This is a genomic window from Marixanthomonas ophiurae (genome assembly GCF_003413745.1).
Classification (GTDB): domain Bacteria; phylum Bacteroidota; class Bacteroidia; order Flavobacteriales; family Flavobacteriaceae; genus Marixanthomonas; species Marixanthomonas ophiurae.
On the sequence record NZ_QVID01000002.1, the window covers coordinates 918,101 to 939,952 of the forward strand.

Annotated in this window: 24 protein-coding genes; 16 read left to right on the top strand and 8 right to left on the bottom strand. The window is 34.3% G+C overall.

Annotated features, from left to right (window positions below):
* Positions 1-279: 279 nt before the first annotated feature.
* Positions 280-963, top strand: coding sequence for a hypothetical protein (locus DZ858_RS14455; RefSeq protein WP_117160365.1), 684 nt, complete (start codon positions 280-282; stop codon positions 961-963).
* 137 nt (positions 964-1,100) lie between these two features.
* Here the strand turns inward: DZ858_RS14455 and DZ858_RS14460 are convergent, their stop codons facing one another.
* On the bottom strand, positions 1,101-2,192 hold the full coding sequence (locus DZ858_RS14460; protein WP_117160366.1) for a hypothetical protein: 1,092 nt from the start codon (positions 2,190-2,192) through the stop codon (positions 1,101-1,103).
* Positions 2,193-2,407: 215 nt separating this feature from the next.
* Between DZ858_RS14460 and DZ858_RS14465 the strand changes: the two genes are divergently transcribed.
* A complete protein-coding gene (locus tag DZ858_RS14465) occupies positions 2,408-3,442 on the top strand; it encodes a serine hydrolase domain-containing protein (protein ID WP_117160367.1) in 1,035 nt (344 codons plus the stop codon).
* A gap of 61 nt (positions 3,443-3,503) precedes the next feature.
* Positions 3,504-3,998, top strand: a complete 495-nt coding sequence (locus DZ858_RS14470; protein ID WP_117160368.1) for a MepB family protein — start codon at positions 3,504-3,506, stop codon at positions 3,996-3,998.
* 89 nt (positions 3,999-4,087) lie between these two features.
* On the opposite strand, the gene DZ858_RS14475 is transcribed toward DZ858_RS14470, so the two are convergent.
* Positions 4,088-5,515, bottom strand: a complete 1,428-nt coding sequence (locus DZ858_RS14475) for a glycosyltransferase (RefSeq protein WP_117160369.1) — start codon at positions 5,513-5,515, stop codon at positions 4,088-4,090.
* 402 nt (positions 5,516-5,917) lie between these two features.
* Between DZ858_RS14475 and DZ858_RS14480 the strand changes: the two genes are divergently transcribed.
* From DZ858_RS14480 to DZ858_RS14495, 4 genes are all read left to right on the top strand, one after another.
* Positions 5,918-6,763 (top strand): T9SS type A sorting domain-containing protein, encoded by an 846-nt coding sequence (locus DZ858_RS14480; RefSeq protein WP_117160370.1) that lies wholly within the window; start codon positions 5,918-5,920, stop codon positions 6,761-6,763.
* Positions 6,764-6,779: 16 nt separating this feature from the next.
* A complete protein-coding gene (locus DZ858_RS14485) occupies positions 6,780-7,340 on the top strand; it encodes a DUF4256 domain-containing protein (protein WP_117160371.1) in 561 nt (186 codons plus the stop codon).
* Positions 7,341-7,360: 20 nt separating this feature from the next.
* Positions 7,361-7,915: a DinB family protein gene (locus DZ858_RS14490; RefSeq protein ID WP_117160372.1), complete on the top strand. Its 555-nt coding sequence runs from the start codon at positions 7,361-7,363 to the stop codon at positions 7,913-7,915.
* A 112-nt stretch (positions 7,916-8,027) separates the two neighbouring features.
* Positions 8,028-9,212, top strand: a complete 1,185-nt coding sequence (locus DZ858_RS14495) for a porin family protein (protein ID WP_117160373.1) — start codon at positions 8,028-8,030, stop codon at positions 9,210-9,212.
* Positions 9,213-9,297: 85 nt separating this feature from the next.
* Here DZ858_RS14495 and DZ858_RS14500 read toward each other — a convergent pair whose 3' ends face one another.
* Entirely contained in the window at positions 9,298-10,143 is an 846-nt protein-coding gene (locus DZ858_RS14500; protein ID WP_117160374.1) for a DUF2911 domain-containing protein, read from the bottom strand.
* A gap of 346 nt (positions 10,144-10,489) precedes the next feature.
* On the opposite strand from DZ858_RS14500, the gene DZ858_RS14505 reads away from it, so the two are divergent.
* From DZ858_RS14505 to DZ858_RS14520, 4 genes are all read left to right on the top strand, one after another.
* Positions 10,490-10,954, top strand: a complete 465-nt coding sequence (locus DZ858_RS14505; RefSeq protein ID WP_117160375.1) for an SRPBCC family protein — start codon at positions 10,490-10,492, stop codon at positions 10,952-10,954.
* Positions 10,955-10,966: 12 nt separating this feature from the next.
* Positions 10,967-12,271, top strand: coding sequence for a cryptochrome/photolyase family protein (locus tag DZ858_RS14510; protein ID WP_117160376.1), 1,305 nt, complete (start codon positions 10,967-10,969; stop codon positions 12,269-12,271).
* Positions 12,272-12,379: 108 nt separating this feature from the next.
* Positions 12,380-12,616, top strand: coding sequence for a (4Fe-4S)-binding protein (locus DZ858_RS14515; protein WP_117160455.1), 237 nt, complete (start codon positions 12,380-12,382; stop codon positions 12,614-12,616).
* Positions 12,617-12,704: 88 nt separating this feature from the next.
* The gene (locus DZ858_RS14520; protein WP_117160377.1) at positions 12,705-13,298 is read left to right on the top strand and encodes a hypothetical protein; all 594 of its coding nucleotides are present in this window, start codon (positions 12,705-12,707) and stop codon (positions 13,296-13,298) included.
* A gap of 58 nt (positions 13,299-13,356) precedes the next feature.
* Here the strand turns inward: DZ858_RS14520 and murA are convergent, their stop codons facing one another.
* The 3 genes from murA to DZ858_RS14535 are packed head-to-tail and all read right to left on the bottom strand — an operon-like array spanning position 13,357 to position 15,677.
* Positions 13,357-14,667, bottom strand: a complete 1,311-nt coding sequence (murA, locus tag DZ858_RS14525) for a UDP-N-acetylglucosamine 1-carboxyvinyltransferase (RefSeq protein WP_117160378.1) — start codon at positions 14,665-14,667, stop codon at positions 13,357-13,359.
* Between the two features lie 19 nt (positions 14,668-14,686).
* A complete protein-coding gene (locus tag DZ858_RS14530) occupies positions 14,687-15,328 on the bottom strand; it encodes a DUF4290 domain-containing protein (protein WP_117160379.1) in 642 nt (213 codons plus the stop codon).
* 58 nt (positions 15,329-15,386) lie between these two features.
* Positions 15,387-15,677, bottom strand: a complete 291-nt coding sequence (locus DZ858_RS14535) for a DUF493 family protein (protein WP_117160380.1) — start codon at positions 15,675-15,677, stop codon at positions 15,387-15,389.
* Between the two features lie 85 nt (positions 15,678-15,762).
* Between DZ858_RS14535 and DZ858_RS14540 the strand changes: the two genes are divergently transcribed.
* From DZ858_RS14540 to DZ858_RS14560, 5 genes are all read left to right on the top strand, one after another.
* Positions 15,763-16,299, top strand: coding sequence for an AAA family ATPase (locus DZ858_RS14540; RefSeq protein ID WP_117160381.1), 537 nt, complete (start codon positions 15,763-15,765; stop codon positions 16,297-16,299).
* A gap of 5 nt (positions 16,300-16,304) precedes the next feature.
* Positions 16,305-18,209: a RecQ family ATP-dependent DNA helicase gene (locus tag DZ858_RS14545; RefSeq protein WP_117160382.1), complete on the top strand. Its 1,905-nt coding sequence runs from the start codon at positions 16,305-16,307 to the stop codon at positions 18,207-18,209.
* Positions 18,206-19,153, top strand: coding sequence for a methionyl-tRNA formyltransferase (fmt, locus tag DZ858_RS14550; RefSeq protein ID WP_117160383.1), 948 nt, complete (start codon positions 18,206-18,208; stop codon positions 19,151-19,153). Before DZ858_RS14545 ends, fmt begins: the two co-directional genes overlap by 4 nt.
* Before the next feature lie 185 nt (positions 19,154-19,338).
* Positions 19,339-19,611: an HU family DNA-binding protein gene (locus DZ858_RS14555; RefSeq protein WP_116695066.1), complete on the top strand. Its 273-nt coding sequence runs from the start codon at positions 19,339-19,341 to the stop codon at positions 19,609-19,611.
* A 134-nt stretch (positions 19,612-19,745) separates the two neighbouring features.
* Positions 19,746-20,306 (top strand): YqgE/AlgH family protein, encoded by a 561-nt coding sequence (locus DZ858_RS14560; RefSeq protein ID WP_117160384.1) that lies wholly within the window; start codon positions 19,746-19,748, stop codon positions 20,304-20,306.
* Here DZ858_RS14560 and DZ858_RS14565 read toward each other — a convergent pair.
* A complete protein-coding gene (locus tag DZ858_RS14565; protein ID WP_117160385.1) occupies positions 20,303-21,145 on the bottom strand; it encodes an aminotransferase class IV in 843 nt (280 codons plus the stop codon). The genes DZ858_RS14560 and DZ858_RS14565 overlap by 4 nt on opposite strands.
* A 74-nt stretch (positions 21,146-21,219) precedes the next feature.
* Entirely contained in the window at positions 21,220-21,606 is a 387-nt protein-coding gene (locus tag DZ858_RS14570) for an START-like domain-containing protein (RefSeq protein ID WP_117160386.1), read from the bottom strand.
* Positions 21,607-21,852 lie beyond the last annotated feature (246 nt).

The window sequence follows — 21,852 nt, forward strand, 5'->3', positions numbered from 1 at the left end:
ATATTAGAGTATAAAACATGCTTAAATATTACTCAAAATAAAAAAGATAGCCATTAGCATGATAGAAGAAAACTACTGTTACAAATATGCATTGGCAGAGTGTGTGACAGTATTTTAAAAGATTAAATTTATCTTGATCAGACCTTTAAAAATGTGGAGCACACCAAAAAAGTCACAAAAAATGCAATCAAATTATAGTATGAAATAAGATTACACTTATCTTTAAATTTCATCATACCAAATATCGTAAACAAATTAACAACGTAAAACCATTAGAGGATGAAACATATTATTGCAGTATTTATTTTTACAGGAGTTTTGATTTCCTGTAATACTTCAGATAAAAATAAAAACACGACAGAAGTTACAACCACACAAAAAACAGTTACGGACAGTACATCAAATGCTACCAACAACAAATTAGTTGCTATTGATACGGACGAAGCTTTAATTGCAACCGCATTAATGGCGGCTCCAAAAGCAAGCCGAGATAGTTGTAAAGTGATTGGTTATAATATGGCTGGAGAGTTTGTTACACTTAAAGAAGGCAATAATGAATTTATTGTGTTAGCAGATGACCCTAAAAAATCTGGATTTAGTGCAGCCTGCTACCATAAAGACTTAGAACCTTTTATGGCAAGAGGTCGAGAACTAAAAGCCGAAGGAAAGTCAGCAGGTGAAATCTTTGATATTAGAGAAAAGGAAGCAAAAGCAGGTACGTTAGATATGGGAAAACAAGGGTCTGCCCTACATATTTATTTTGGAGAGAGTGAACGCTATAACCCTGAAACGTCTAAAGTGGAAGGAGCGCAATACCGTTATGTAGTTTATATGCCATTTGCTACTGCTCAATCTACTGGACTTCCTGAAAAGCCTATAAGTTCAAACCACCCTTGGATTATGAATCCTGGAACCCATAGAGCCCACATTATGATATCTCCTATAGCAGAAGACAAGGAGTAATAACGTGTGTAAGTAAACGCCTAGTAACATTAGAACTAGCACCTCCCCTATTTAAATTATATAAAAGGGATAGCTATAGCGGCATCAATAGCCACGACAAATTAGATATCTTGCCAAAAAGAAATAGTAGGTTGTGGCTAAAACTGCGTTGGAGATACAGGACCTGCTAAATCAGCCATTTTCATATTAAAAACACGTGAACTGTTGTAAGCGTCTATATCTGAATGGATACGCTCTAAAAAATTGTCGGTATAATCAGCAAAACCCTCTGCATCTGGATGATACTTTACATTGAATTTAGTAGAGGTAAAATCGTAAATAGGCATTTTAGTCGAGGGCACTCCTCGGTGAAAACTATTCGTATCCCAAATAACAGAATTAATGCCGTTAAACTTAATTTGTAAACCAATCCTTAAGTCGTAATAAAACCCTGGATAAAAATCTAGATATAACATAAACTCTTCAACCTCTCCTGGCATTAATGAAATGTAATCAATGCTATTTACATACTTTCCTTTCGTAGCATTAATCATTGGGGCAACTTGAATACCTTCTTTAGGAAAAATATTGGCTTTAAATTCTCTAAGAATTGCACCACCACCTCGCTCTCCAAAGTAGAATCCGGCTAAATCTTCATTAATGGACGTTACCTTCGTGACATCTATTAAGAGATAAGGAGCAATTTGAACAAAGCCTTTATTAGATATAGAACTTACTGAGAATCCATAAAAAGGATCATAGGTGGAATAGTTTTGACTGTAAATAATGTTATGCATTAAGGACTTAGCTTCACTCAATGTAAGTTCTTTCATTATAACATTTTGAGAGTCTGGAAATACAATATTGTCTATATATTTATTGTCATGATCTCCTCTTAAATCTAATTTAATAGGGTTTTTTAAGGTCCTATCTCTTGTTACGGGATTAGATTCTACAATTTTTTGACTAATAGAGTCTACAACCAAGTCTATTTGTTTGGTGGTGCTTATTGATTCAGATCTATCAACTAAAAAACCATATATAGAAAATATAAGGCCTATTAATCCAAGAATAGCAAATAATCCTGTTGCAAATGGATGTCGGCCACACATTTCTATAAAGCTTTTAATAATAGGAGATTTACCTTGCGTATGATGAGACTCCATTTTATCTTGTTCAGCTATTTCTGAGTCATTCCCTTTATTTATTAAATCGCTTTCCTTTTTATCTTTGGGTTTTTCTGCTTCCATATAAATAAGATTATAGCTTATAAATATAAACCTTTTCTCAATATTTTATAATATAATTTAATGAACAACAGTAGTTTACAATAAACTATAATCATAACTATGATGAATACCTTTAATTTATGATCCCCTTTCCCTTGCTGTCACAAAAAAAGGAAAGGTTTCTGTATATTTAACCCATATAAACATGTAAACTCGACTGCTTTGTTCTGAAAAACATGAAAAAGAAACAAACAAAACGAATACTCAAAATAGTATTTATTATTGCTAGCATAGGTTCTCTATTCTTAGTACCATGGACCTTAGTAAAAGCTTGGATATTACCACTACCCGTTACGGTTCAAGAACAAGTAGATGACGCAATTGATTATGATTTTGAAGGAGTAATTGTGTATATAGATCAAGCTGGCAAAGCACCTCAATATCTTGCTTCCGGTTGGCACGATCGGGAAGCAAAAACTCCTGCCTACCCACAAGCACTCTTTAAATTGGCTAGCATCAACAAACTTTACGATGCGGTGGCAGTCACCAAATTGGTGCACAACGAACGGCTTTCGTTAGACAAGACCCTTGCTGAATACTTACCAGAACTGCTAGGAAGGATTGAAAATTCAAATGAAATTACCTTGCGAATGCTCGTACAGCATAGAAGTGGTATCCCTAATTTTACAGATACTCCAAACTTTTGGGGAAACCCTACAGCTACTTATAAAGAAAGCCTTGCCTTAATTTTGGACAAACCAGCTAACTTTGAGCCTGGGGAAGATTATGAATACTGCAACACAAACTATTTGTTAATTAATAAAATAATGGATAATGAATTGGGGTATGATAATTTCCAGTTTATTAAGAAAGAAATACTACTACCCCTTCAGCTAAATCATACCTTCGGTTCGCTACAAGAAGTGAATATAGATAATGTGATGAGTGGTTATCACGTAGGGCATCCCCTAGATTTAAAAACAGACGATCACGGTATGCTAGCCACTGCAGAAGACGTGGGTAAGTTTGTAAGAGCCCTAAACGATGGATCGGTATTTGAAGCGGGAGAACAGGAACTATATTCCTCTATTTATAAGTATGAGCATGCTGGGTGGGTTCCAGGTTACCAAAGTTTTGCAACCTATCACAAAGACCTGGATGCCGTTGTTGTTGCCTTTTACAGCACCACCGACCCGAAGCTATATTTGTGGAATTTGTCAGAAATCATAAACAATAGAATTGTCAAAATACTAGAAAAGCAAAAAGGCTGATAACACCGCATTCAATGCAAAGTATTAGTTCAACCCTTAACTACACAGTACCACACTTTTAATGAAAAATTATCTTAATTTAATTAATTCAAAAGTATACGCTATTAGCGGCCTTAAGTTTTCTAACTTTAAAAATGAAACTGAAGGCAACCAATATGCTGCGTGCCGCTTTCAGCTAAACGGATGGAATATTATCTACAGAAGTGCAAAAATAACTCCTAAAAAAGCCGGACAGTTTGTTACGTTTTGGAAACGAAATAAAAAAGGAGTTACAGCCCCCTTATCAGATAAAGACTTGTTTAATTTTTATGTCATCACGGTTAGAGGTAAAGACACCTTGGGGCAGTTTGTTTTTCCAAAGGCTATACTTATAGACAAAGGAATAATTACGACTTCTATGAAAGAAGGAAAAAGAGGTTTTCGGGTGTATCCCCCTTGGGACACAACAACTAATAAACAAGCCGCAAAAACCCAACAATGGCAATTAGGTTACTTTTATGAAATCACACCAACAACTGACTTTAAAAAGGTAAAAGAATTATTTAATATGCATTGAACCTTCAATAAAAAATGATGTTTAAACTAAAAAAATGATCATTCCTAATAAATAGAAATGACCATTTTTTTATTGTTAATCTCGAAGTACTACCCTTGTTGTGGCAACTCTCTTGTAAGCCAACCACTTCTGCTTGCAGTAGCAATTGCATATGGTGTAATCCAGAACAAACTAAACGTATATAAAATACTGTAGGTGTATGCCCAGAATGATTCAGAAAATTTATATCTATTGGCGTAGAAAATCGCCTGAAAGCTTGATAACACTAATATACTAGCCAATGTTGATGTAACAAATAATACCGGGTGTACCAATATAAAGTACAACATAAATAGTAAAAATGGGTAGCACATAATTAATTTACTAGCTTGACTAAAGAACAGTAATCGTGATCCTGCTTTCGAGCCTTCTCTAAAGTCGGTAAATACATATTTAGCCATCGCAATATTTTCACGTACATTACTTCTACCCCATCTAATAAACATTTTATACAAGCCTTTGTATTTTTCAGGTACATTGGTATACGCATAAGCGTTACGTTGAAACAATACGTGGTATCCTTGTTTTAAGATCATATTGGTCATCGCTCTGTCTTCACCAATATCCGATGGTTTTCCCATAAACGTTTGATTTATCCACTCTGGCAAACAAGAAAGTACAGCATCTCTACGGTAAGCTGCCAAAGCTCCAGGCGTACAAAGTACAGACTTAAGCCTGCTTTCTGCCGAACGTACAAATTCAAAACTTAATACAAAACTCACATCGAGCATTCTAGGTAATAATGCTTTAGCATTATTCAGTACACGAATATTACCTGCTACTGCACCACAATCTTCATTAGTAATGAAAGGACTTACTAAATTACGGAGTGTATCTGCATTTACAACAGAGTCACTATCCACCGTTACAAATACCTCTCCTGTACCAATATTAAAACCTCTGTACAGTGCATGACGTTTTCCTTTATTTTCTGGTTGTTGGTATATAGCTACCTGCTCGCCTAATTGTTTTTTAGCTTCTTGCATCCAATACCAAGTATCATCCTTACTACCATCATCAATGGCTAATAATTGTATTTTTTCTTTAGGATAATCACTTTTTGCTAAACTCTTTAGCGTAGCCCATACTTGTTTTCCTTCGTTATACGCCGGAACAATTACTGTTACGGTTGGTAGTTCATCATCTGTAACAGACTCAACAGGCTTATACCTAAAATATAAATAGAGTTGATAAATGAAAAAACCTGCTTTATATACAAACAAAGAAGATGCTATAGCAAAAAAGATGAATCCCCAAGTACTGCTTAGGCGTTCCGTTCTAAATTGCGCAAAGTCATTTTGCATCTGATACATCAAAAAAGCACCTCCAGCAAGAAGCAAGAAGGTATTTATTAATACTAAGATATTCCACGTTTTCGTGGCCTTTTCTGATGTTGATGAAGAGGAACTAAAAATGGAGTTTGATGTAGTTCCATTCGCGTCCGTTTTAGTTTCTGAAGTAGTTTTTTTTAGATTCATCTATGCGTAATTCTGTTTTATTATAGATTAGTATGTTTCGTTCGCCGTATATATGGCAATCGCTATGCCAACACAGTTTTAGTGGCTTTCAAAGCGATTATTAGCAACTATGGATACTAAAAGTGTATACTTTTTACACAGTAGTTGTTTATTGGTAAACAACTTTTTTGGTTTTAGAAGAAAAAGGTGTGGTATGTACCTGCCACCTTTTATACGAAATTGTTTATTTACGAGACATTAGAACACTTATAGAATTATGACACAAATAGCAACTATTCAAAAAACGCAATAATTTAACTATATTTAAACCGAAACTATTTGTTTTAGCTATTGCTTTACATAATTAGCCGATAAATATATTTTTTAGATTAATTAATCATATTTTAAACAAACATTATTTTTATGAAACAACTATACTTTCTATTCTTTTTACTTTTTTTTTCTTTTCTAAACGCACAGATAGTAACAATTCCTGATGCTAATTTTAAAAACGCATTACTAAATACCGAATGTGTTGATACAAATGGAGATGGTGATGCAGATGCCGATGCCGACTTAAATGATGATGGAGAAATACAACTTACTGAGGCGGAAGCAGTTTTAAGCTTAGACGTGAGTTTTCAAAACATAACCTCTCTTGAAGGTATTTCATCTTTCACTAATATGACCACTCTATTTTGTACCGATAATGATTTAACCGAACTAGACCTTTCAGCACTTGTGAATCTTGAAGTATTGGGTTGCTGGGATAATGATGAGATTGTTGCTCTCGACTTTTCAGCTAATATAAATTTAATTTCGTTAGAGTGTGATAGTAATCAGTCCTTGGAATATCTAAACATTCAAAACGGAAATAATAGTAACCTTGAATTGATGGTGGCAAATAATAGTAGTAATTTACGGTGCATTCAAGTTGACGATGTTACGTATGCCAATAATCAAACCTGTGGTGATGACCCTATTGCTTGGTGCAAAGAACCAAACACTATTTACAGTGAGGACTGTAGTTTGGGTATTTCCGATTTAGAGGAGATCACATTTAGCATATACCCTAATCCAGTTACAAACACATTAATACTAAATACCAAATTAGAGTATAATAACGTCAAGATTTATTCAATACAAGGGCAATTAATTTCTGAAGAAAACACTGATGAAATAGACGTTTCTAATCTGTCTTCAGGTATCTTTTTTGTATCAATAACTGTCGATGGAAGGACTATTACTCAAAAGTTTATGAAAGTTTAAAAAATATCTTTGCATTATGGCTAACAAAATAAAAAACCTAACTGCTCAAGAGAAAGAAAATCTGATCAACACGTTAAAGACCCGGTTTAACGAAAATATAAACCGTCATAAAAAAATTGACTGGACTAATGTTCAAAAAAGGTTAGAAGCAAAACCAGAAAAACTATGGAGCTTAAATGAAATGGAGAAAACTGGAGGCGAACCCGACGTAGTTGGCTTTGATGATGATGAGTATATTTTTTATGACTGTTCTCCAGAAAGTCCCAAAGGCCGTAGAAGTGTTTGTTACGATCGCGAAGGTTTAGAGTCACGAAAGAAATTTAAACCTGAAAATACTGCTATAGATATGGCTACTGCTATGGGTATCGAACTTTTAAATGAAGAAGAGTACCGAGCACTACAGATGTTGGGTACATTTGATACCAAAACATCAAGTTGGATTAAAACACCTGACAAAATCAGGAGGCTTGGCGGCGCCCTATTTGGCGATTATCGATTTGCAACTGTTTTTATATACCATAACGGCGCTCAATCTTATTATGGCAGTAGAGGGTTTCGAGGTGTAGTAAGAGTATAACTTAATTATAAAATAAAATTATGAAAAAATTAATCTTCTTATTAATTGTCTGTACTGCAATTCCAACCCATGCTCAATACACTATCGAACCAACAAAAGGGTATTCGCAAGAAATTGGTACTATGGTTTCCATGTTGCAAGACCTTAAAAATAGGGTTACTCAAAGTGTTTCAACTTTAAACCAAGAACAAACCGATTTTCTATTGGACGAAAAAGCTAACCGCATTGGAGCTATGATTTTGCACCTAGCCGCCACAGAAAAATATTACCAACTTTACACATTTGAAAATCATGGCTTTACCGATGATATGCCAAAATTTTGGGAAACAGCCCTTAGTTTAGGAGAACCAGCACGTAAAAAAGTCATAAACAAACCCATAAGCTATTATCTTAAAATATGGGATGACGTTCGTACAGAAACACTACGATTATTAAAAACAAAAGATGACACATGGTTTGCCAGTAAAACTCAAGATGGCTCTATGAATAATCATTGGGCCTGGTACCATGTGATGGAGCATCAAGCCAACCATATGGGACAAATACGATTGTTACTAAGCCGTATGCCTAAATAAAATAAATACACTATTTTCGCCACTTCACGAATTTTTAAAATCAAAGGCTTCCAAAAAATTATAATAACTCTTTTTTGCAAACCTATGAATGTCCTAAAAACAATACCTGTACATGAAAAAAACAATACTCATTCTATTAGTATCATTTTTAAGCCTCAACACATTTGCACAAATTAAATTTGAAAAAGGTTATTTTATCAACAATCAAGGTATAAAAACCAATTGTCTAATAAAAAATATGGACTGGAGAGACAGTCCCACCGAAATTGAATATAAACTTTCTGAAAACGAAAAAGTAAAGAAAGCTTCTATTGCAACAATTAAAGAGTTTAAGGTTTCAGAAACACAAAAATACGAACGTCACATAGTTGAAATCGATAGGTCTAGTGATGTGTTGAGTAGGATAAACTACAAAAAAAAACCTACTTTTAAAGAAGAACAGCTTTTTTTAAAAGTATTGGTTGAAGGAAATGCAACTTTATACCTGTACAAAGACAGTAATTTAAGTCGTTATTTTTATAAAACTGAAACCAAAGAGATAGAACAGTTGGTTTTCAAGAAATATATAATTGAAACTTATAAAGTAGCCGAGAATAATAGGTACAAACAACAATTATGGAATAATTTAAAATGCGATGACTATTCAATGAACAGCATTGATAAGATAGGATATAACGCTGGTAATTTAACTAGATTTTTTGTGAAATATAACGAGTGTATTAATGCAGAGTATTATGATTACACCAAAAATCAAAATAAATTGGTTTTTAATTTGAGTATTAGACCGGGGGTAAGGTTTTCAACCTTGGTAATCGACAATGCCATACGCAATTCCTCATTCACAGATTTCGGAAATAACACTTCATTTTCAATAGGACTTGAAGGTGAATTTAAGTTGCCATTCAATAAAAATAAATGGGCTCTAATTGTTGAGCCAACTTATCAATATCTAAAAACAGAAAAAGAAAACCAACAAACTATTAAAGTTGACTATACATCTGTAGAAGTGCCAGCAGGATTAAGACATTACTTTTTCCTCAATGACAAATCGAAAATATTCATTAATGCCTCCTACGTTTTTGATTTTAGCTTAAATTCAGTAATAGAATTTGAAGAATCAACTGACTTAGAAGTAAAATCAAGTACCAATTTTGCTTTTGGTATTGGTTACAACTTCAATGACCGGTATAGCGCAGAGTTCAGAATCGCTACCAAAAGAAGAATATTGAATAGTTATCTTTTTTGGGGGTCAGAGTATAATAACGTATCCTTTATTCTTGGGTACACCATTTTCTAATTTCTGAATAAGGTTTTATAATCAACATAAAAAAGCCCCAGATTTTAATACATCTGGGGCTTTTGTTTCTTAATAAGGTCTAATATTACATAGCTCCCCACTCTTTCAATGACTTTTCATTTAAGGCTATATAGTCATCATTACCTTTTTGTTTAGCTAATTCCATAGACTTTTTAGCTGCTTTAATTGCTCCTTTTTTGTCACCCGCTTTAGCATAGATTAACGATTGTTGTCTGTACTGCCAAAATGCAGGATTTTCTGCCATATCGATGGCTTTATCAATCCAAGTCTTTGCTTGATTAATGTCTTTACCTGTTTCTAAGTAATAAACAGCAGATGAATAGTAGTCGTTAGCATTAGGACCTCCCATAACTTTATCAATAGATGCCGAAACTTCTTTATCGGTCATCACTTTTATAGGAACACCTACGTAAGTATTCTCCCAAAGCATCCCAAGATTAGCTGAATCATGAGCTACATCGTCAAACGTTATAGTAAACGATTCGATTTTCATTGGCATAGGATATACTTCTGCAGTTGTTTTAGCAGCTACTTTACTCTCATCCCATTTTTCTGGAGTTCCCCAGTTGTTTGCATCACTATAAAAATACACTTCCCAATTCTCTTTATTAGGCTTAGTGTATATAGCATATGAACCTGGTTTTAGTTCGGTTTTCCCGATCATAACCGGTTTGTCAAATGTAATGGTCGTGTTTTTATTGGCTCCAGTACGCCACACTTTTCCATAAGGTACTAAACCTCCAAATATAGTTCGCTCTCGCATAGCAGGACGCGAATATTCAAGAGTAATATCGGTCAACCCCACAGTCTGTTCAATTTTCTGAAACGGACTAGATTGTGGCGTTTCAATTTGTGCATACATTCCTGCTGAAAAGAGCACAGTACAAGCTAATAGTAATAGATTTTTCATAAAATAATTTTTGTTGATTTGTTTCAATCTACTAAAATACACTTTAACTCTTTTTTAATAGTTAACAAAACCTTAAATATAATTTGAAACCTAATACTGAATCACTGTAACCTTAGGTATATTCAAACACCTAATACGTTTATCAATAAATTGTTAAGTTTTGTTTAAAGTATTTTTTATTTTGTAAAACAGTCGTATTTTTAAAAGAAAAATTATGATTACTATTTTAAAGAATTTATTCAAATTCAGAAAAGAAAAAAGGGCTGTAAAAGTTGAGATATATAGACTTATGCGAATGAACAGAAAGCTATCTTACAAGCGAAGATAATTTCTGTAAAAAGCATACATGAAACTATATAAATTACACACCAAACAAAATGTGCCGATATCAAAAGAAGAAGCCTGGGAGTTTCTTTCAGCACCACAAAACCTGAAGGTAATCACTCCAGATTACATGGGTTTTACTATTCTCTCTGGTGTAGATAAATCTATGTATCCCGGTCAAATAATTGAGTATATCGTTACACCTATTTTAGGTATTAAAACAAAATGGGTAACCGAAATAACACACGTTAAAAACCTTGAGTATTTTGTGGATGAACAACGTTTTGGCCCCTACTCGCTTTGGCATCATAAACACTTTATAAAAGAAATTGATGGCGGGGTTGAAATGGAAGATATCGTTCACTACAAACTTCCTATGGGTTTTCTGGGCCAAATAGCACACCCCTTTTTGGTAAAGCCTAAATTAGATGAAATTTTTGACTACCGCAGAAATAAGCTTACGGAGCTTTTCGGCGAAATAAAATAATAACGTTTTACAATGCAAGATAAATTAAATATCTTTTGGTTTAGAAGAGATTTGCGTCTTGACGATAATATAGGTTTTTATAAAGCACTACACGGTAAATATCCCGTACTGCCTATTTTTATTTTTGATTCTGAAATTTTAGAAGAATTACCAAAGGATGATGCTCGCGTCACTTTTATATTTGAAGAACTTCAAAAAATGCGTAATACGCTTCAGGAACACGATAGCAGTATTGCCATCTACCATGGTAAACCAAAAGCAGTTTTTAAACAAATTTGTTCAGAATTCAATGTACAAAACGTTATAACCAACCACGATTATGAGCCTTATGCCATTAAACGTGATAAGGAAGTAAAAGAATTTTTTTCAGAAAAAAATATTGAACTCTATACATTTAAAGATCAAGTTATCTTTGAAAGAGATGAAATCGTAAAAAGCGACGGTGATCCCTATGTGGTATATACACCCTATATGAAAGTTTGGAAAAACACTTTCAATGCTGATACGCATCTTAAAATATATTACACTAATGAGCATTTAAAAAACCTCGTACAACACTCCCGCTTGCCCAATTTAAGCTTAAGTGATATAGGTTTTAAAAAATCCTCCATAGAAATACCAGATTACGATGCTACACCCACTACCATTCAGCAATATAAAAGCAAACGGAATTTTCCAGCTGAAGATGCAACATCACATTTAGGTCCACATCTTCGTTTTGGAACAGTGAGCATTCGAAAAATGATAAAAAAAGCCATTGCTGAAAAAAATGAAACTTTCTGGCAAGAATTAATCTGGCGGGAATTCTTTATGCAAATACTTTGGCATTTTCCTGAAACAGTTGACACCGCTTTTAGAAAAAAATACGACCGCGTAGAATGGCGTAACAATAAAAAAGAGTTTGAGCTTTGGAAACAAGGCAAAACCGGATACCCAATGGTTGATGCTGGAATGCGGCAATTAAACCAATCTGGTTATATGCACAATCGAGTACGGATGGTCGTTGCTAGTTTTTTATGTAAACACCTTTTAATAGATTGGCGTTGGGGTGAAGCTTATTTTGCTGAAAAATTATTAGATTTTGAACTTGCAAGCAATGTAGGTAACTGGCAATGGGCAGCAGGAAGCGGTGTGGATGCGGCACCGTATTTTAGAATATTTAATCCTACTACTCAAATTGAAAAATTTGATAAAGACGAAAAATACATCAAACATTGGATATCGGAATATGATACTGATACCTACCCAGATAAAATGGTTGACCACAAAGAAGCTCGGGAACGTGCTTTAGCTACTTATAAAAAAGCTATTTCTTAAAATTTAGTGTAAGAATATTCTTAATTAATTACACTTTATCGGATTTTTATATATATTTATCGAATATTCTGATAATTAATAGTTTACATAACCCCCAAATCAATGCTTATGGAAACGTTAGCCAATGAATTCACCAATGGTGAAATCAAAGTGACTTTTAACCCAAACAAATGCATCCATGCTGAAAAATGTGCTCAAGAACTTTCTGAAGTTTTCCGGACTTCGGTAATTCCTTGGATTAATTTAGATGGTGCTGACACCGAACGTATTATCAAACAAATACGTAAATGCCCCTCGGGGGCACTCAATTTTTGTTATAATGAAAAAGAGCATGTTGTTAAATAAATTTTAATTAGGTGTAAAATTTGGGTTATTTGAAACAATTTTTCTACTCTTGCGGTGTTAAATAACAAACAAACCGAACAAAATTACCATGAAGAAACATTTAGTAACCCTACTCCCCTTGCTTTTATGTACCGTAATCCTCTTTGCCCAAGAAAATCCCCAAACTGAGGCAAAGGATAATAGTATAGAAGGACAGTTTAAAGATGTGGTTGACGAATCGAACAATTACCAAGAATATAAGGTAATTAAAAAGTACCAGATCAATCAACTTCGTAAAAACATTTTAGATTCAATTTCAGCTTTAGAGTCTAAAATAGCAACTTCAAAAACTGAAATTGACCAAAAAGCAACACAAATTGATTCGCTTACGAGCCAATTAAAAACCACAAAAGAAAATCTTTCCGTTTCCAAAGAAAAAGAAAATGGTATTTCGATTTTAGGAATTCTAACCCAAAAAGCTACCTATAACACCATTATGTGGTCCATAATTGTATTATTGTTGGTTGGGCTGGCATTTATTTTTTACAAGTTCAAAAATAGCCATAAAGTTACCAAAGACTCTCAACTAAAATTGGCAGAGACCGAAATGGAACTCGAAACCAATCGTCAAAAATCTTTGGAGCGAGAGCAAAAGCTACGACGCAAATTACAGGACGAGGTTAATAAAAACCGAAGTAAATAAAATTAGAAAAGCCGCGATTGATTCGCGGCTTTTTTAATTCTTTAACTTAGAAGTTTTATTATTCTATTCGGGTAATCTTAGCTCCTATTCTACGCAATCGTTCATCAATGTTTTCGTAACCACGATCTATCTGTTCAATATTATGGATTGTCGAGGTACCTTTAGCAGAAAGTGCTGCAATTAATAATGAAATTCCAGCACGGATGTCTGGAGATACCATAGTCGTCGCCTTAAGAGTCGATTTAAAATTATGACCAATTACTGTAGCTCTGTGCGGGTCGCACAAGATAATTTTAGCGCCCATATCAATCAATTTATCCACAAAGAACAAACGGCTTTCAAACATTTTCTGATGTATTAACACACTTCCTTTTGCCTGAGTACACATTACAAGAACAATACTCAACAAATCTGGTGTAAAGCCTGGCCAAGGCGCATCTGCAACAGTTAAAATAGAACCGTCTATATATCCTTGTATTTCATATTCTTCTTGAGCAGGAATGTAAATATCATCATCTTTTTTTTCAAGAGTTATTCCTAATTTCCGGAAGGTATCGGGTATTAACCCTAAGTTTTCCCAACTTACATCTTTAATAGTCAGTTCGCTTTGCGTCATAGCGGCAAGTCCAATCCAACTTCCTATTTCAATCATATCAGGTAAGATACGGTGTTTACAACCACCTAAACTATCAACACCTTCAATGATCAATAAATTAGATCCAACGCCACTTATTTTAGCGCCCATTTCATTAAGCATCTTGCAAAGTTGTTGTAAATAAGGTTCACATGCTGCATTATAAACTGTAGTAGTTCCGTTTGCCAAAACAGCAGCCATCACAATATTTGCAGTTCCGGTTACCGAAGCTTGATCTAGCAGCATATAAGTACCCTTTAATCCATTGGGTGCTTCTACTCCATAAAAACGTTCTTCCTTATTATAACGAAATTTAGCTCCTAACTTTATAAAACCTTCAAAGTGGGTATCTAATCTTCTTCGGCCAATCTTATCGCCACCAGGACGTGGGATATAGCCTTTACCAAAACGTGCCAACAAAGGTCCTACAATCATTATAGAACCACGAAGTGAACTTCCTTCTTGTTTAAATAATTCGGATTCCAGATATTCTAGCTTAAGACCATCTGCTTTGAAAGCAAATTTACCTTTACCTAATTTTTGAATTTTCACGCCAAGGTTTCCAAGTATTGCAATTAATTTATTGACATCCCGAATATCCGGTATGTTTTCAATGATTACCTCTTCGGGTGTTAATAATACGGCGCAAAGTATTTGCAAGGCTTCGTTTTTGGCACCTTGCGGACGGATTTCACCTTTAAGCTTATGTCCGCCTTCAATTTGAAAAGTTCCCATTAATACTGATTAATAGAGGTTAGTACCGCTTTCTACCACGGGTATTTTTATGTGATTTTTTATTACTGCTGTTGCTATTATATCTTTTTTTGTTCTTCAGAAGATTTTTCGCTTCAGATAGATCCTCATCACTATTTTTAAGATTTATCTTTCCATCAGATAGTTCAAAAAGGTGTTTGAAAATTACTTCATCATCAACAGTATCTTTGTTCCAATTAAGGAAACATTTTTTCATATGGTTGGCAATGTTAAGGATCAATCCTTCTTTTTTATCGCCTTCTTCCCAGCTATTGGCCACATCGATCATACGCTTTATATTATTTCCATAAAACCTGTATTTTGGAAAGTTTTGTGGATAAGGCAAAGGTTGTGGCGGCTCTGACAACTCTTCTCGGGAAGGTTTTGGGAATGGAGAGTCTACGTCCAATTTAAAATCCGACATAATAATCAACTGGTCCCAAAGTTTGTGTTGAAAATCAGGCACATCGCGTAAATGTGGGTTTAAGTTACCCATTACAGCAATAATGCTTTTTGCAATTTTATTACGCTCCTCACGGTCTTCGATTGAAACTGCGTGTTCCACCATCTTTTGCATATGGCGTCCATATTCAGGAATAATTAAATGCGTGCGTTCTGTATTGTATTCTATATTGTCTAACAAAATCTAAAATTTAAGGAAGTATTCTTCTTGAAGTAATTATGATTGCAAAATACTAAAATTATAGCGAAATGACACCTTCCACTTCAGAAACTTGCAAATATTTCTCTATTACGGCATCGGGTGAATCCATGGTTACTTTAATCGATATGCTGGTGTATTTACCTTTTGAAGAATCTCGGGTATTAATTTTAGCACCTGTTTCATTAAAAATGGCTTCAATTTCGGCTATTTTTTCTAAATTTGAAGGGACTATAAATTTATATAAATACGCTGCAGGCCAAGTGGTGTCTGCTTCTAATTGCTCACGGAGACGGTTATAAAAGTCTTCTGTTTTTTTTTCGTCTTTCATCAATTTCTTTCTTTTTCTTTTACACAAAGATACACTTTTCAGTATCAATAAATATTTGCTTATTTTGTAGAAAAAATCATTCCGCTTGAAAACAAAACGAATTGTAATAACCGGAGGTCCCGGAACCGGCAAAACAACGTTAATAAACGAACTTGAAAAGAAAGGGCATAGTTGTTTGCACGAAGTATCTAGAGAAGTCATTAAAAAAGCACAAAAAGAAGGAATTGAACAATTGTTTTTAACCAATCCTATTTTATTTAGCGAACGGTTGCTAGAGGGGCGTTTACAGCAATTTAACGAAGCTGAATCATACAATGGAGCTCTTTTGTTTTACGATCGTGGTTTACCTGATGTAACAGCTTATATGGATTACTTTGGAACAACATATTCTGAAATTTTCACCAAAAGTTGTATGGACAATCAATACGATACGGTTTTTTTATTACCGCCTTGGAAAAAAATATACAAACAAGACAACGAACGATACGAAAATTTTGAAGAAGCTAAAAAAATACATACCGCACTTTTAAAAGGCTATGAAAATTATGGATATGACGTACAATTGGTTCCTACAGGTTCGGTTGAAGAACGGATTGCATTTATACTTGATAACTTGAAGTAAAACATTTGAAAACACCTCTGCAAATCCTTGAAAATTATTGGGGTTTTACTTCCTTTAAACCGATGCAGGAAGCCATTATCGCTTCGGTATTAAATGATAAAGACACCGTTGCCCTGCTGCCTACTGGCGGGGGGAAATCGATGTGTTTTCAAATTCCGGGATTGCTAAAAGAGGGTACCTGTATTGTTGTTTCACCATTAATTGCTTTAATGGCCGATCAAGTAAACGGGTTGAAAGACCGTGGTATTAAAGCGATGCATATTTCAGGAGGTATTTCTTTTTCTGACTTGCAAACCAGTATGGATAATGTTCTCTACGGAAATTATAAGTTTCTTTACCTATCGCCCGAACGCTTGCAACAAGAACTGGTTCAAAACACCATTAGGCAATTGAATGTAAACCTAATTGCAATAGATGAAGCGCATTGTATTTCGCAATGGGGAAACGATTTTCGTCCAGCTTATAAAAACATTACCGTTTTAAGGGAGCTGAAACCTTTGGTTCCTTTTATTGCTTTAACCGCCACGGCAACCCCCGAAGTGTTAGAAGACACTATAAAAGAGTTAAATTTAGAGCTTCCTGCTGTTTTTAAAAACTCGTTTGCTCGTCCCAATCTGGCATATCGAGTACGTAAGGTTGATGATAAATTATACCATATAGAACAACTTTTAAAAAATAACACCGGCGGATCAGCCATTGTATATGTTAGAAGTCGTAAAAGCGCAGTAGAAACGAGTAACCATCTTAATCAATTGGGGTTTTCCAGTACCTTTTACCACGGCGGGATTTCAAAAAAAGAAAAAGACGACCGCTTAGCACAATGGCAAACAGGTAGCATTCCTACTATGGTAGCCACTAACGCCTTTGGAATGGGTATTGACCATCCTAATGTTCGGTTTGTTATCCATATTCAACTTCCTGAAAGCCTAGAAAGTTATTTTCAAGAAGCAGGCCGTGCTGGAAGGGACGGAAATTATGCCCAAGCCATATTATTGTATAATGAATACGATAAAATCTTGGTGAAAAAGCAATTTATAGATGCTTTACCAACACCTAAACACTTAAAAAAAATCTACCGAAAACTGAACAATTATTTTCAGGTTTCATATGGTGAAGGAGAGTTTGAACAATTCAGCTTTAGTTTTACCGAGTTTTGCAGCACCTACAAATTGAACACCTTATTAGCTTACAATGCCCTAAATTCACTGGATAGATTGGCGGTAATACAATTATCAAAAGAGTTTGGCCGTAAGTCAACGGTACAATTTTTATGGCCTTCAGAAAAAGTATTGGAGTATTTTTCAGGTGATATAACAACTTCTGTTATTGGAAAAACAATACTCAGATTATATGGAGGTATTTTTGAAATGCCTACAGGGGTTGACTTGGATGTTATTTCAAAAAAAACAGGACAATCGGTTTCGGTTATCATTTCCGTATTACAAAAAATGGAGCGCGACAAAGTGATTGAATTGTTGCTAAAAGTGACCGATGCCACAATTACTTTTTTAAAACCCAGAGAAGACGATAAAACCATCAATGTAATTGCCAAAGATATTGAAGCGCTTAACCAAAAAAAGCGAAAGCAAGTTGCTTCAGTATTACAGTATGTACAAAATAGCAAAGAATGCAAAAGTGTGCAGTTAGTAAGTTATTTTGGTGATGTGGAAGCTGAAGCTTGCGGAATTTGCTCCGTTTGCGCTTCTCAAAAAAAGACGGCGAGTAAAAGTGAAATGAAGCTTATTTCAGAAAAAATATTACAATTATTGGAAGAAAACGAAATGGATGCTCGAGAGCTTTCAGAAAAAAGTACTTTTGCAGCCAAAAAGATGATTCACGTATTACGGTTATTGCTAGATAACGGCAAGGTTAAACTGAATACCAAAAACCAATATTACATACATTCATGAGAAATTTACGGATTGTTTTTATGGGCACACCAGATTTTGCTGTTGGTGTTTTAAAAAAACTATTAGAAGAAGATAAAAATATAGTCGGAGTAATAACCGCTCCAGATAGACCTGCCGGAAGAGGACGAAAACTAAAACCTTCGGCGGTAAAAGAATTTGCGTTGTCTAAAAATCTTCCTGTTTTACAGCCTACCAACTTAAAAGATGATAATTTTTTAACTGAATTAAAAGCACTTGAAGCCAACCTACAAATTGTCGTAGCTTTTCGTATGTTGCCAAAAGTAGTTTGGTCGCTGCCGGAATATGGTACGTTTAATTTACATGCTTCCCTCCTGCCTCAGTATCGTGGTGCTGCACCTATCAACTGGGCAATTATTAATCAAGAAGAAAAAACTGGGGTTACTACCTTTTTTATAGACGAAAAAATTGATACCGGAGCCATTATTTTAAAAGAAGAAGTCGCGATTTCAGAAAACGAAACGGCTGAAAGTCTTCATGATACTCTAATGAAACTTGGAAGTAAATTGGTGGTGAAAACAGTTTCAAAAATTGAAAACAATGAAGCCAAACCAATTCCTCAAATAAAGGACATAATTATAAAAGATGCGCCTAAACTTACTTCAGAAAACACACGAATAAATTGGAATGAATCGGTAGAAACTATTGACGCCTTTATTAGAGGGCTTTCCCCCTATCCTGTAGCCTGGAGCATGCTGGAGAATGAAGGAGAAACTTTAAAAGCAAAAATTTATTCAGCAACCAAAGAAGTGATTGCACATTCAGAAAAACCCGGCACTATAACGACTGATAAAAAAAGTATGAAAGTGGCTACAAAAAACGGGTATATATATATTAAGGTATTGCAATTACCTGGAAAACGGAAAATGGATATTGCATCGCTTTTAAATGGTTTTTCTTTTGCAAAAGATGCTAAATTGATGTAACCCCTTGTCATTGCTGATTTTGTTAAAAAGACTAAAAAAACACCTTTGGTTGTTAACAAACGCCCAAAGTTATTAACAAATACCCCGATTTAGTGCGCTATTCCTTGCATGAACCGATAATCCGTTTAAATTTGTAGAGCAATTAAATAAAGTTTAACCAACAATCTAATTTTAAAATTTAAACTATGAACAAATCAGATTTAATCGACGCAATGGCAGAAGATGCCGGAATTACAAAAGCAGCTGCGAAAAAGGCATTAGAGTCTTTCCTTGAAAATGTAGAGGGAGCGCTTAAAAAAGGAAACAGAGTATCGTTAGTAGGATTCGGTTCTTGGTCAGTATCTAGAAGAGCTGCCCGTGAAGGTAGAAACCCACAAACAGGTAAAACTATTAAAATCGCTGCTAAAAACGTTGTTAAGTTTAAAGCAGGATCAGATTTACAGAGTGCTGTAAACTAAGCAAGAAATTGCTTACTTAAAACACACCCTGCCTTTTGGCGGGGTTTTTTTATAAGTCCAATTTACATAACAATCACCTTAAGTGTTGGATATTCAAAAATTAATGTTTAGATTTAGTTTACAAAACCAACTATATGACTACGCTAAAACCAGCCAAAGGATTGTTATTAGTTGCTGAACCTTCAATTATAGGTGACGTTTCTTTTAACAGGTCTGTAGTGCTATTAGCCGAACACAACGAAGAAGGTTCTGTGGGTTTTATCTTAAACAAACCTCTTGAATATACCTTAAAAGACTTTATTTCTGAAATAGACTCCACACTTCCAGTTTATAATGGTGGTCCTGTTGAGCAGGATAATCTGTACTTTATTCACAGAATACCAGAATTGATTCCTGATAGTATTGAAATATCAAGTGGTATTTACTGGGGTGGTGATTTTAATTCGGTGATGGGTTTATTGCTTCAAAATAAAATAGATGAATCACAAATACGCTTCTTTTTAGGATATTCTGGTTGGGAAAGCACACAGCTTGATCAAGAATTACAACTAAATAGCTGGGTGGTTGCACCCAATGATTATAAAAATGAAATAATAGGAAAACCCTACACCAATTTCTGGAAAGAAAAAATGATTGAGTTTGGAGGCGATTACCTTATTTGGTCTAACTCACCGGAGAATCCTGCTTATAATTAACCTAACCGCGCTTTTACATTCAGTTTTGCTAATAATTCTTTTGCCACTTCTCTACTATACTCTTTTTTGCGGTATTTTGATACGGGCTGAATGCCTGTAATGACATTTGTAATAAAAATTTCGTCAGCTTTTTGAAGTTCAAAAGGTGAAACTGATTCTTCTTCTAGTACATAATCGGGCATCTGACCTAAAATTTTGATAATCTGCTTTCTAAGAATACCATTTAAACAACCATCTGTTATAGGAGGTGTTTTTATTTTATAATCTTTTACCAAAAATATATTTCCATTTAAAGCTTCCACCACTTGCTTTTTTTCATTTAACAACAAGCAATTGGCGTAATCGTTTTCTTGAGCATATACGCTTCCCAAAACATTCAATACTTTATTGGTAGTTTTTAGAGTAGAAAGCAATCCTGAATTTATATAATGGTCTTTAAATAATTCAATTTCATAAAAAGAATCACTCATAGTATAAAATGGATTTGCTAATTCTTCAGATGTAATTAGAAATTCTACATTATTCGTCGTTGGAGAATACTTCCCTCCCGTTTTTCGCCACACTAAAATTTTTGCTCGAAAGGCTCCATTTTTATTTCCTGAAGATGCTATGGTATTCAATACTTGCTCTTCCAAATATTCTGGAGTAAAACTCATGGGTATTTCCATACGCAGAATACGCATAGAAGCCATTAGCCGAAAATAATGGTCTTCCCAAAAGTAAATTTTACCGCCAGAAACTCGAAGCGTTTCAAATACAGCATCCCCATAGTTTAGTCCGCGGTTATCCGGCAAAATTGTTGTATTGTTTTCTTGTATTGTTCCGTTAAAATTGATCATAAAAAAGCCGCTTTTATTCTGATTTTTTTTTCAAAATAGTGCGGCGCAAAGATATTATAAATTAGGCGAAACTGTTACTTAGATCCCAATATCTGTTTTAAATCTGAAACCATGTTATCCCATAACATTTTTCCTTCATCAATTTCATCTTCTTCAGCATAATCGGTAATCATTAAGGAAACATCCTTGGTTATTTCATCTACCTGAATACGAAGTTCAAAAAAGTAATCGGTATCCTCGTCATCTAACCAACGGAATTTAATACGTTCGCCACTCTTCTTTCCTAGCAATTTGGCTTTTTCTTCACTTCCTTCCCAAATAAAGGTAAAAAATTCACCACGAGAATTTACGTTATCGGCATACCATTCACTCATACCTGAGGGTGTAGAAATATATTGATATAACAATGATGGAGAAACCTGTATAGGAAATTCCATCTCGTATTTTATTTTATCTTCCATAGTTTTTTCTTAGTTAGAGCCCAATATATAGATTAATTCTAATATTGGAAAGAAAGAAGATTGATTTTTTCCTTTTTAAAATTTACTGAAAGTAATTATAAAACTTTATTTAAAAAAAAATAGTTTACTGAAAAACAGCTTAATAAAAACATTAATCCGTCCTGTCTTTAAATAACAAGAAACTTAAATTAATTAAAGGGATAAAAGCATACAGCTTAAACAAGAACTAAAAACGAAAATTGTCAG